The organism is Arcicella sp., from assembly GCF_964672035.1.
Genome location: NZ_CBABQS010000041.1, coordinates 29678 through 40517, shown reverse-complemented (window position 1 = coordinate 40517; position 10840 = coordinate 29678). Strand labels below are relative to the sequence as shown.

Here is a 10840-nt window from a genome sequence, read left to right as displayed (position 1 = left end):
CGGCTTTTCTTTTCTCTCTCGCTATTTCCTGATTTGCCACTTTTACATGCGTATAAAAAGCAAGTTCATTCACTAACTCATCAGCCGTAAGAAGCTGATTTTCAAAATTTGTCTTTCAGAAATAGTCATTTCGTTGCTTAAATATTTTTCAATTTGTGCTAACATTTGCGTTATTATTTAAGTGGTTAGTATTGACAGAATTATGGATACAATCTGTGTTCAAACTAGGAATAATTTACAAAGAGAGAATTTCAAAATCATTTTCGTTTAGTTGCTGGTTCATCGGCCATTTCTATATTTTATACAACTCTTTCAATTTATCCATACAACGTAAACGACTAACTTTTACTACATTGGCGGTTTGATAACCCAAATCTTCCGCAATTTTACTATCCGCAAAACCTTCACCCCAAGCCATCAACATTTGCTGACATTTTTCGCCCAACAATTTCACTTTATCTTTCATCACGTTTACTTCGTGTTCAGAGATAAGTTTTTGTAAGGCATTTTTAGTATCATCGGACATGTATAAAACCCAATCTTGCATGGGTTGGGTTTCGTGCACGCTCATTTTGTTAGTCGTGGTTTTACGAATATAGTCAACACATTTATTAGAAAATATTTGATATAGATATGTTTTTAGCGCAGATTTTCCCTCAAAACGGTTGTTTTTAACGTTTTCGATAAATGCCAGAATTGTGTCAGTGTATAAACTGGCCGCTTCATCTTCCGAAAGTTTGTGTTTGAAAGTTGCGTCTTTGATGAGGTAAAAAAATTGCTCATAAAGTTTGTTTTCGGTGGTTCTTTGGAGAATTCCATCACCGATAATCCCTTTTAAAATAGCTTCATCAGATAGGGTAACACGACTAAAAATATTCATCAGCACAAGGGTTTAAATTGGGTTATGATTTATTTAGCGGTACTGATGTAAATATAGTAGGTTTGAATGATTTGGACTAATCCCTTTTCAAAAATTTAGGCTTCAATGCATTGATTTTAACGTAATTTCCAGAGACCGTGGCATTATTGCCAAAACCGCAATCATAACTATCCGCCACGTATTCTACATTGGCTCCATTTTGAAGAAATGTAATTTTAAACTTACATTTTCCATATTCTGTATTACTATAAACTACTTGATTACCAGACAATTGAATAACAGTTTTGTCAATCGTTGCCATATTATAAGAAGGTCCTCCACGAACACAATCGAACGTAATGGCAACTTTATTTTTCCCAATTTGTTGAACGTCCAATAAACCACTTCCGCCGTCATTGCCATAAAAATAGCTGTACGAACCCGTCACATCAGGAATTGCAGTTTTAGGTACCGTTGTTTCTGATACTTTTTTCAGCGAAACGGATAGTTCTTTTCCATCTATTTTGCCAACTTCATACCAGCTACCATTCATTATTTCATCTTTAAGTGTAACAGTATAAGCACCAGTAGCGTGTCCATCTTTCAAAAGTTCGGTGAAAAATAAAGTGCCATCAGCGTCTCTCTTACCAATTAAATTGATGGGAACGCCTTTCTTTTTGTAAACTACGCTACCCGAAACCACATCATTATCGAAAGTGAGGGTAATTATTACGGGTATTTTTTTATTAAGCGTACCCTCAAAAACCTTTTGGGTTAAATTCTGAGAAAATGCTAATGTGCTGATAAACAGTTAGGTGAGGATTATAAATAGCTTTTTCATGTTTGTGGTTTTTGTGTGGTTTGGGAAATATTAGGACTTTAATTTTAATAAATAGTTGGTGCGTTGCTTACGCAAAGGTGTTTGAAGAAAACTCCAACGACGGCGTTAAAGTTTTGTAATATCTATTTTTCATAGTAGGCCATCTCCTCTTCAAATGATAACCTGTAAGGTTTAAAAAATACAGGGTTAGCACCCTTTAAAGAAAAATAATCATCTTGATATTTACTTTTCATCTTACTAAAAAAACCCAAAGAAACGAGGCTTTTTAATATGACATAGATTTCATCTATTTCATCAAAATTTCCGAGGTCATTGTTGAATTTTGAGTTAGATTTAATATATTTCAAGATAGACCAAGGTTGAAAAGCATCAGTCCTACCCTTACTATAAAAATCACAGTCAACCTTTTTTTCTGGACTTCTTAGATAAATTCCTATTCCATGAAATGAATAATAAAGTGTTTTTTCTTTATCAAAATACTCTATTATTTTATAAACCTGATACCCTTTTATATTTTCACTTTGTTTGTTCATTAGTTCAGTAAAAAATTGGACATCTTCAACATATTCCCTGATTAAATTCAAGATTTTCAGTTCGTTTTCTTGCATGTTGGTTCTTCTTTTTATTCAAAGGTTAAAATTATTTTTTAGTTTAAACCATTCCCCTTAACCGCCTCAAAATCAATCTCTTCCAAAATTACCCCATTCTCAAAAACTGTCCGCAAAATATCTTCTCCGTCTTCGTGGAGGGCTTTTGTGCTGTATTTTTCGTTTTCTTTTACCAATTTCAATCTACCTCTTTTGCTCTTTTTATCATGGTCGGTGATGGGGTCTTTATACACGGCTCGGTCTTCTCCATTGATGGTGGCACAACTACATTTGAAGGCAAATTTTTGGGTGTCTCGGTGTACCTTTTGCAATAATGCCCCTCCCATCCCAAAAGCAACATTATCGGCACTCCAACCGTGTTTTTTTAAGTGTTCCAAAATCTCGCCGATGCTCTCATAGTTCACGCCATCGCCTTGAATAATTCTAATTTTTGGATTTAGCACTTTATACCCTTTTTCGTTGACAGTAAAGCCAATTTTTTCGCCCAAAATCTCCGTACATTTTAAGACAACATCCTTCGGTTCACCACTGTCTGGACGAACAACTAAGGTGCCATTTCTTCCCAAAATCTCCGCCTTTAAAACCTCTCCCCAAAGGTGTTCACAGGCGTTATAAATATCGTAACTATCACTCACCACCGCCACTAATCCATCGGGATATTGCGTTAGCATATTTCGGTACGCATCTACCTCATTTTCTTTGCCCCAACTCGTAATCGTACTGTGTTCAGCGGCAGGAATACTGAACCCAAACATACCGTCAGTATTGTAATATTCCTGAATAAAAGTTAAGGCAGCAACCGTGTCAGTTCCCATAAAATTAACTAAATGAGCCGCTCCACCAATGCCAGCACTTTCAACACTACTAACGCCTCTAAATCCAAAATCGTGGAGTTTAAAATCTATCGTTGTTGGGTCACCAGTTTCAGTTAAATATTTGGTAATCAAAACCTTAACTTCTCTACTAATCGTAGCTACGGTGCAAGGATACCATAATTGAAGTAATAAAGTTTCCAAGAAATTAGTCAGCCAAAAGCAATTTGGGTCGGTATTTTCGATGGTCAACATCACGTTATGCGTAGGAATAACCGTTCCCTCTGGCACTGCTTTTATGCGGATGGGAAGGTGTCCATCGTGGGTGTGTAAGATATATTCCCAGCCTTCTTTATTAAACAGTGTTGAATTGCCAAAATGAGCCGCATATAACTTAGCAGCACGGTCAATTTTAGCTTGACTTACTACTTTTCCTTGCAAATATTCCTTCAATAAATACTGTAAACCAAAGAAAGTTACACCCTCAAATTCGCCTCCACGACTCTCGAAATAACTATAAATTTGACTTGTTCCCGCAGGATATTGTTTGTAGTGGCTGAGCTTGTAGCTGTCAGTCAAAAGCATGATGTTTGGTTGCATTTTTTTAAAATTTTAAATTTTATTTCTCTGTATAAATGATTTCACATAAAACTCATTATTTTTGTATTACAGAGAGATTATACTTTTATATAATAGAAAAGAAAATGGTAGCAGAATATAATTCAGTCTATGATGAGCTTGCATTTTTCCTTGCGAGCCTTTCTCCACGTCGTGTTATTTCTTACAAGTCTTCTGTTAAAGCACAAGAACGAGTAAATTTATTATTAGAAAAAAACAAAGTGGAAGGTTTAACATCAGATGAAAATTCCGAGATGGAACGATTCATGACCGTTGAACATATTGTCCGATTAGCTAAAGCAAAAGCCCTTCAAAAACTAAATTCCTAATGAGTACATATATTTCTCGTGCTACTCGAAAATTAGTAATGGCAAGAGCAGGATACCGTTGTGAATATTGTCGTATCTTGGAATATTTATCAAGTTTTGACTATCATATTGATCATATTATTGGTATTCAACACGGTGGATTAAATTCACTTAATAATCTTGCCTACGTTTGCTCTACTTGTAATTGGAAAAAAGGTCCAAATATTAGTACGATTCTTCATATTGATGGTCCATTAATTCCATTGTTTAACCCAAGAACTCAAGACTGGTTTGAGCATTTTGAAGTTAAAAAAGGAATTTTAGAAGCAAAAACAACAATCGCCAAAGCAACTATTAAATTATTAGAACTAAATCAAGATAACAAAATAGAAGAGCGCTTCGAAATGATGCTTGCTGGCTTTTATCCTTAATTTAAAAGAAATTTCCACTTCAACAATCCCCACAAAACCCGATGCTCAACCACGAAATCCTCCGCCGTTAAATCATTGATTTTAGACCATTTGATTTCAGCAATATCATCCTGAGCAATGGCATCTCCAGCAACATAATCGGCTGTGAATAAAGTAGTTATAATTTTATCTACTTCGTGTCTATATCGCCAATCGTCAATTCTTGCGGTACCAACGTATTGCAAATTATCAACTTCAACGCCCGTTTCTTCTTGGGCTTCTCGTTGGGCGGCCTGCTCAAAATTATCATCAGTTGGATCTACGAAACCGCCAATAAATCTAAATAAAATTTGATGAGATTTGCGTCCCAAAAGCACTTCATCGCCTCGCATAATGGCCACATCCACCGTTGGAAAAACCTTTGGATATTGATTATAAGCCGCAAAAATTACCCCTGCCCGAAAATCAGGACTTGCCTTAGTTTCCAGACTTACCTCTTTACGCATTTCGGTACCCGAAAAATTGGCAATTTGTTCAATTTCAGTCGTATCAAAACTTCCAGAATAAGCGCTTCTAAAACTATCTCGCCCACCGTATAAAAGTGCCTCTCCAATCGGAAAAACTTCTCTAATTCGCTTGTCTAATTCTAAACTCCAATCCGAATCATTGGGTTTATCGGGCAAAGCCAAAATGGTAATGTTAGGAAATACTTTCAAAATCATTTCCTTACGAGTAATGAAATCAAGCGGGTTTTTCTTGGTAACCAGCACGGGTGTAACGCCTAAAAAAATGGCCACTCGTTTATGATTATCCACCACTCTTTGAATTAATTCTACGTGTCCAGCGTGCAACTCAGGTACTTGAAAACGTCCGACGATAACGCCTATTTCTTGGGTATTTTTCATATTTATAGCAATGAGTGATGAGCTTTGAGCAATGAGATTTAAGAAAAGTATTCAACGTTTTTAGCTCATTGCTCACGGCTCAAAACTCATTGCTTATTAAACTAACTCCAAATAAATTCCTTCTGTCATCAAAACCTCATAACGTTCTTTATCAAATTCGTAATAAAAAGCCGCTTTATGCGCTACATTTTGTTGTTTTTCGGGTAATTGTTTCAGAATCTGCATGGATAATAATTTCTTTCTAAAATTACGCCTGTCAAGTGATTGTCCCAGAATGGCTTCGTATAATTGCTGCAATTGTGGCAGGGTAAACTTAGGGTTCATCAGTTCAAAACCAATGGGCTGATACCTAATTTTACCTCTAATTCTATCAATGGCCGTTTGTAAAATTTGCTGATGGTCGAACGCTAAATCGGGTATTTCTTTCACGTCTCGCCATTCGATTTGCAACTCGTCATTCCCTGCAATTAATTCAAAATCAGCCGTTTTTACCAAACCCATGTACGCTACCGAAATCACTCGTTCACGGGGGTCACGGGCGGGATTTCCAAACGTAAAAAGTTGTTCTAAATACACGCCAGAAATATTACATTCCTTCATTAATACTCTTTCGGCACAACTTTCTAAGGATTCAGCTTCATCGATAAATGCGCCTGGTAAAGCCCACATTTTTGCGAATGGCTCACTTTTCCGTTGAATAAGCATCACTTTTAAATTTTGTCCATCAAATCCAAAAATAATGCAATCAACCGTAAGCGCAGGATGGGGATATTGATATGTATAAATGGCTTTTTTCATCTCTTTGTGTAATTATAACACAAAGATTGAGAATTAATATTTGACTTCCAAATATCAATGCGTAAATTTTACATAATGTATTTTAGAAACAAAAAAACTACCATTTTACAATGGTAGTTTCAAAGTAGTACAGGTTTCTAACTTGCTTATATATTTGATGCCAGAAAAGGAATTAGTCTTACATTTTTACTGCAAAAGTTTATCACCACTTTTTGCAAAAATAATCTTCAAACCTGGATCTTTTGTGGTACTCACATTTTGAAGCAATAATTCATTATCTGTTCCTGCTAATTTCCAAACGGTCATTTTTGAGATGCCTTTTCCTATTCCATATTTTTTATCAAAATAACCTTTAAATTCATTCATCAGACTATCAACAGAAGCTTGTTTTTCAATAAAAACATCTACCGAAATAGCCCCAATTTTATTTTCCGAATCATTTACATAGAGAATATCCGCAAAATTAAGGTCGGTATCGTCAAAATATTCGGTATAACTTTTCCCTTTATCAGGTTGTGTTTCTGAAAGCGGAGCAGATTCTACGATTGAGTTCATTTCATCCCCAATACTCAAACCACGAACCATTCCAGCATCCGTTTTAAGAATCGCATTAAAAGCAGCGCTATAATTTTCCAAGGAAGGAATATTAGACGTTGAATCTACCCTAACGGAAGTAGTTTCGGGAGTTTGTTTTTTATCCTGACAAGACGTTAAAGACATCACAAGAAACAACAAGGCAAAGTAAGCGTAAGAGTTTTTCACGGACTAATGGATTTTAAAGAGTTTACGACCACATAGAAATTAGAGGAAACAGCAGAAAAAATTTTGAAATCCTGATAATGAAACTTAATTATAATTTTCCATGTCTCTTCTATGTTGATGTGGTTACAAAATTATCAAAAAAATAGCAAAATGTAAGTTTATACCTTACGCTATTCTATTATTTTTAATATCAACTATAAGGAAACTCAGTTTTTATATACCCTAATAATATTGATCTGATTGCAAAATATCACCCAATCATGTGATACCGAAACATTAATATTTTTTGTAATATTGTCATACAAACGCAAAGAAACTTTGCTCACCACATGAACCCATCCGCAATAAGAATAATAGTTTATGAAGATAATCCTGATTTAAGAGAAAGCCTTTCAGTATTATTGCGTGGTTCGATGGGGTTTGAATTGATTGGCGCATTTGTGAATTGTGAGCGAATCGCAGAGCAAATGGTGGAACTTCATCCAGATGTTGTTTTAATGGACATTGATATGCCCGTTGTAAATGGATTAAAGGGGTTGAAAACCATTAAACAAATCGCACCGCAGGTAAACGTATTGATGTTTACGGTTTTTGAAGATAATGAGAATATTTTTGAGGCAATCTGTTCAGGAGCAGTGGGTTATCTATTAAAAAGAACACCTCCTGTTAGACTTTTAGAAGCCATAAATGATGCTTATAATGGTGGAGCTCCTATGACTTCCAGCGTTGCTCGTAAAGTTTTACAAATGTTGCCACCTCAACCAAGAGTTGCTGATAACGTTTCGTACAAATTAACTGAACGTGAAACAGAAATTTTAAATTTATTAGTAAAGGGAAATAGTTATAAAATGATTGCCGACAAATGTGGTATTAGCATGGATACAGTGCGATCTCACATCAAAAAGATATATGATAAATTACACGTTCATTCGCAGACTGAAGCAGTAGCAAAGGCAATTCATGAGAATATAGTTTAGAAATATCACCTTATCATGTGATTGTGTAGTATAAATAAATCTTGCAACTTTGCATTAACACTAACCACAACGATAGATAATATTTATGTAACTAAACTGAAAACTATCATGGTAACAGCCTTAACTAATGTGAACTCTTTTGGAATTTCAAATATTAAAAGGGATTTTAACGCTTATACGAAAGAAAATTTACCTCTAAAAGAAGCCAGTATTTCATTACCAATTTCGTGTAAAAAAACAATTTTAGTAGCCTGGAAAGATATTAGCCATCTCGAAGCCATAAGCAATTACACGATGTTTTATTTCAACAACGGCAAGAAATTGCTCGTTTCACGTACGATGAAGGATTTTTTAACAAGATTAGATGCGGAGTTATTTGTAAGAGTTCACAAATCGTTCGCCATCAACTTGAACTACTTAATCCAGTTTGACGTTAAGGAAGAAATGTTTGTACAACTGAAAGATGGTAAAAAAATTTCAGTATCGAGAAGAAAGAAAAAAGATTTTTTAGAAAAAACTAAGAGTTATTTAGGGAATTTAGACTTTTGTTAGTTAATATTGTGTTGTGAAAGCACAATAGTCAAAAAGAAATTAGTGGTTAGGTATTTAGGAAACGGGGGCAACCTTTGTTGCCCCATGTTTTTAAACCCCGACCAATAAAGATATTTAAGATAATAGGTGTAGAACTATTAATTTGCACAGGGGGACGTTTTTAACGTCTCCTTTTGTCTTTTATATCGGTCTGGATGAGTTATGAGTTATGAGTTATGAGTTATGAGTTATGAGTTATGAGTTATGAGTTATGAGTTATGAAAAATGCCGATTCGGAATTATAAGTTCCAAATCGGCATTTTTTGTTTACTGATAACTGCTTACTGTTAACTGTTAAAACTCCCTCCCAATACTAAATACAAAATTCCTTTCTTTTCGGTCGTTGAATGAATAGTTAAAACGAACTACCATGTTGTAATACGTTACAAAATCAAGTCCGAAACCTCCTCCATAGATTGACCGATTCGCCAATTTGCTTCTACTTTCAGTGGTGTTAAAACTTTGTACGTATCCGTAATCCACAAAAACGTTTGGATAAATGCCAATTGGTACGGTATTGAATTGCTTTATTTTCAAGAATTTGAAATGAACTTTGCTGTTCACTAATTGATATTTAAAGTTATTTCTCGCCAAGAAAAAAGAATTTCCATCCACTACATATAATTCATAACCACGAACTAATTCCTGAAAATAGCCTAATCCACGAGTATTATAAAACGATTGTTTTTCGGGAAAGGAAATTTTTGCTTTGAGATTTAGTCCATAAAATAGCTTTTTTGTAATAGGTTTATACCAAGAATATCCCCCTGTAATTTCTAATTGATTTATATCATCATTCGGCAAAATCCCTAATTTATTGATTAACAGTTCATACCGCCTGCCACGCAAAGGATACGCAACGTTATCACGAAAGTCATAATTGAAATAATAGCTCAGTTGAAAGTATTTTTGAGTAGTTCGACCATTCAAGAAATAGTCGGGATTTAGTTTGGCAATCGTATCGGCAATTACATTGTTGTTATACCTTAATTCAAGGGTATGAAAATCGTAAAATCCGTATCTCTTTTTCAAGAAAATAGCTCCCGAAAATCGTTTTCTCAGTACTTCTGATGAACTTTTAAAGTAAAATAAGGTATCATATAAACTTTTGAAAGCAAGATTTTTATTGGTAATGTAGGATATACTAAATCCCGCACCCGTTTTTTGGGCTTTGTCGATGTACGGAACTCGATAACCAAAATCAATTCTTTGGGTAAATCCTGTTTCGAGACGAAGATTTATTCGTTCGGCTTTTCCTCTAACATTGCCGTGAATTAGGTCAATTCCGTAGGTCGTTCTACTCAAATCTGCTCCCCGCTGCCACCATTCTGCATAATTTCTATCAATAATTTGAAAGATTGGATAACCTAAAATATACCATTGTTCTTGCAGTTTAATATCAACAACTATCTGATTATTAACAGTTTGAATAGTTTTTACTTCAACCGTTACAAAAAGATTGGTATTTATTAACTTTCTACGATTGAGGTCTAAACGTTTATCCAAATCTTGTTTTTTAATAGAATCGCCTTCTACTAAATCCAATTCTCGAAGAATAATAGATGACTTCGTTTTTTTATTGCCAGCAATATTTAATTGCTTGACAACAAGTATCGTATCAGCATCTTGGGATGGCGAATTATGAGTAAAGAACGAGAATAAAAAAACAAGAAGTAGCATAGCTCGATGATAAAGGATTAAATTAGACCACAGATGAGAAGGATTTACACGAATTTCCTTTTCAATGTAAAATACAAGAGCGTGTAAATGATTGGATTGACACTTTATCAGAAGATATCCAAATCATTTTTAAGCGTACTCGTACTTACAGTTTAAACTTAGCTTATTGCTTACTAATAGCTAATATGTTTACCATCCTTACGCCTGCTCAAAGTAGTGGAGTGGATACGCCTTAACCAACCGTAATCACTGTAATCACTAAGTATATACCACATGATTAGTTTATTACGAAGTCAATCAACGCACTGAAACGCCTCAATTTGAAAGCGAATTATTACATCATTTACGACAAAAAAACGCAAACATTTAACTTGCTTAATGAAGCAAAGGCAGGTGGTTAATAATCAGTTACAGGCTTTAACTTTTGACCTCAAAGCAGATGTATGTAAAAATTAGTAGAGATTTTATGGCTTCTGCAAGCCACCTACAAGAAATATTCTCTTTGATTCAACAACGATATGACCCTATTTATCAGTTGATGATAAGCGTAGTGGGTATGCTAATGCTATCATCATCGCCACAAATGGTTTAGAGAACTTTTCCATTGTAAAGCAAGTGCTTAAATTATTAGGCGTTGTTCCCAAAAATGATTCGGGCAAAACCGTTCGTAG

Annotated in this window: 13 protein-coding genes; 5 read left to right on the top strand and 8 right to left on the bottom strand. The window is 34.8% G+C overall.

Annotation, left to right across the window (positions count from 1 at the left end; all coding sequences use genetic code 11):
• Window positions 1–292: 292 nt before the first annotated feature.
• The 4 genes from AC1W31_RS12410 to AC1W31_RS12395 form a co-directional block, all read right to left on the bottom strand.
• The gene (locus tag AC1W31_RS12410) at window positions 293–880 is read right to left on the bottom strand and encodes an RNA polymerase sigma factor (protein WP_481734770.1); all 588 of its coding nucleotides are present in this window, start codon (window positions 878–880) and stop codon (window positions 293–295) included.
• Between the two features lie 76 nt (window positions 881–956).
• On the bottom strand, window positions 957–1562 hold the full coding sequence (locus AC1W31_RS12405) for a hypothetical protein (protein ID WP_481734769.1): 606 nt from the start codon (window positions 1560–1562) through the stop codon (window positions 957–959).
• 260 nt (window positions 1563–1822) lie between these two features.
• Window positions 1823–2308 carry a DUF6896 domain-containing protein gene (locus AC1W31_RS12400; RefSeq protein ID WP_481734768.1) on the bottom strand — a complete coding sequence of 162 codons (486 nt, stop codon included), beginning with the start codon at window positions 2306–2308 and terminating at the stop codon, window positions 1823–1825.
• A gap of 38 nt (window positions 2309–2346) precedes the next feature.
• The gene (locus tag AC1W31_RS12395) at window positions 2347–3720 is read right to left on the bottom strand and encodes a nicotinate phosphoribosyltransferase (protein WP_481734767.1); all 1374 of its coding nucleotides are present in this window, start codon (window positions 3718–3720) and stop codon (window positions 2347–2349) included.
• A 104-nt stretch (window positions 3721–3824) separates the two neighbouring features.
• On the opposite strand from AC1W31_RS12395, the gene AC1W31_RS12390 reads away from it, so the two are divergent.
• Entirely contained in the window at window positions 3825–4067 is a 243-nt protein-coding gene (locus AC1W31_RS12390) for a hypothetical protein (protein ID WP_481734766.1), read from the top strand.
• Window positions 4067–4477 carry an HNH endonuclease gene (locus AC1W31_RS12385; RefSeq protein ID WP_481734765.1) on the top strand — a complete coding sequence of 137 codons (411 nt, stop codon included), beginning with the start codon at window positions 4067–4069 and terminating at the stop codon, window positions 4475–4477. The genes AC1W31_RS12390 and AC1W31_RS12385 overlap by 1 nt, the downstream gene beginning before the upstream one ends.
• On the opposite strand, the gene AC1W31_RS12380 is transcribed toward AC1W31_RS12385, so the two are convergent.
• From AC1W31_RS12380 to AC1W31_RS12370, 3 genes are all read right to left on the bottom strand, one after another.
• On the bottom strand, window positions 4474–5361 hold the full coding sequence (locus AC1W31_RS12380) for an NUDIX domain-containing protein (protein ID WP_481734764.1): 888 nt from the start codon (window positions 5359–5361) through the stop codon (window positions 4474–4476). The genes AC1W31_RS12385 and AC1W31_RS12380 overlap by 4 nt on opposite strands.
• Window positions 5362–5457: 96 nt before the next feature.
• On the bottom strand, window positions 5458–6159 hold the full coding sequence (locus AC1W31_RS12375; protein WP_481734763.1) for an NUDIX hydrolase: 702 nt from the start codon (window positions 6157–6159) through the stop codon (window positions 5458–5460).
• Window positions 6160–6345: 186 nt separating this feature from the next.
• On the bottom strand, window positions 6346–6921 hold the full coding sequence (locus AC1W31_RS12370) for a hypothetical protein (protein ID WP_481734762.1): 576 nt from the start codon (window positions 6919–6921) through the stop codon (window positions 6346–6348).
• Between the two features lie 329 nt (window positions 6922–7250).
• On the opposite strand from AC1W31_RS12370, the gene AC1W31_RS12365 reads away from it, so the two are divergent.
• Both AC1W31_RS12365 and AC1W31_RS12360 read left to right on the top strand, forming a co-directional pair.
• A complete protein-coding gene (locus AC1W31_RS12365) occupies window positions 7251–7898 on the top strand; it encodes a response regulator (RefSeq protein WP_481734761.1) in 648 nt (215 codons plus the stop codon).
• A 108-nt stretch (window positions 7899–8006) separates the two neighbouring features.
• The gene (locus AC1W31_RS12360) at window positions 8007–8450 is read left to right on the top strand and encodes a LytR/AlgR family response regulator transcription factor (RefSeq protein ID WP_481734760.1); all 444 of its coding nucleotides are present in this window, start codon (window positions 8007–8009) and stop codon (window positions 8448–8450) included.
• 333 nt (window positions 8451–8783) lie between these two features.
• Here AC1W31_RS12360 and AC1W31_RS12355 read toward each other — a convergent pair whose 3' ends face one another.
• Window positions 8784–10169: a BamA/TamA family outer membrane protein gene (locus AC1W31_RS12355; RefSeq protein WP_481734759.1), complete on the bottom strand. Its 1386-nt coding sequence runs from the start codon at window positions 10167–10169 to the stop codon at window positions 8784–8786.
• Between the two features lie 439 nt (window positions 10170–10608).
• On the opposite strand from AC1W31_RS12355, the gene AC1W31_RS12350 reads away from it, so the two are divergent.
• On the top strand, window positions 10609–10761 hold the full coding sequence (locus AC1W31_RS12350) for a hypothetical protein (protein ID WP_481734758.1): 153 nt from the start codon (window positions 10609–10611) through the stop codon (window positions 10759–10761).
• Window positions 10762–10840: the final 79 nt, after the last annotated feature.

What these genes read in the sequence shown, in the direction of transcription:
- AC1W31_RS12400 (WP_481734768.1), bottom strand. Translation starts at nt 2,308, where the DNA reads ATGCAAGAAAACGAACTGAAAATCTTGAATTTAATCAGGGAATATGTT.
- AC1W31_RS12385 (WP_481734765.1), top strand. Translation starts at nt 4,067, where the DNA reads ATGAGTACATATATTTCTCGTGCTACTCGAAAATTAGTAATGGCAAGA.
- AC1W31_RS12410 (WP_481734770.1), bottom strand. Translation starts at nt 880, where the DNA reads ATGAATATTTTTAGTCGTGTTACCCTATCTGATGAAGCTATTTTAAAA.
- AC1W31_RS12395 (WP_481734767.1), bottom strand. Translation starts at nt 3,720, where the DNA reads ATGCAACCAAACATCATGCTTTTGACTGACAGCTACAAGCTCAGCCAC.
- AC1W31_RS12380 (WP_481734764.1), bottom strand. Translation starts at nt 5,361, where the DNA reads ATGAAAAATACCCAAGAAATAGGCGTTATCGTCGGACGTTTTCAAGTA.
- AC1W31_RS12365 (WP_481734761.1), top strand. Translation starts at nt 7,251, where the DNA reads ATGAACCCATCCGCAATAAGAATAATAGTTTATGAAGATAATCCTGAT.
- AC1W31_RS12375 (WP_481734763.1), bottom strand. Translation starts at nt 6,159, where the DNA reads ATGAAAAAAGCCATTTATACATATCAATATCCCCATCCTGCGCTTACG.
- AC1W31_RS12355 (WP_481734759.1), bottom strand. Translation starts at nt 10,169, where the DNA reads ATGCTACTTCTTGTTTTTTTATTCTCGTTCTTTACTCATAATTCGCCA.
- AC1W31_RS12350 (WP_481734758.1), top strand. Translation starts at nt 10,609, where the DNA reads ATGTATGTAAAAATTAGTAGAGATTTTATGGCTTCTGCAAGCCACCTA.
- AC1W31_RS12360 (WP_481734760.1), top strand. Translation starts at nt 8,007, where the DNA reads ATGGTAACAGCCTTAACTAATGTGAACTCTTTTGGAATTTCAAATATT.
- AC1W31_RS12390 (WP_481734766.1), top strand. Translation starts at nt 3,825, where the DNA reads ATGGTAGCAGAATATAATTCAGTCTATGATGAGCTTGCATTTTTCCTT.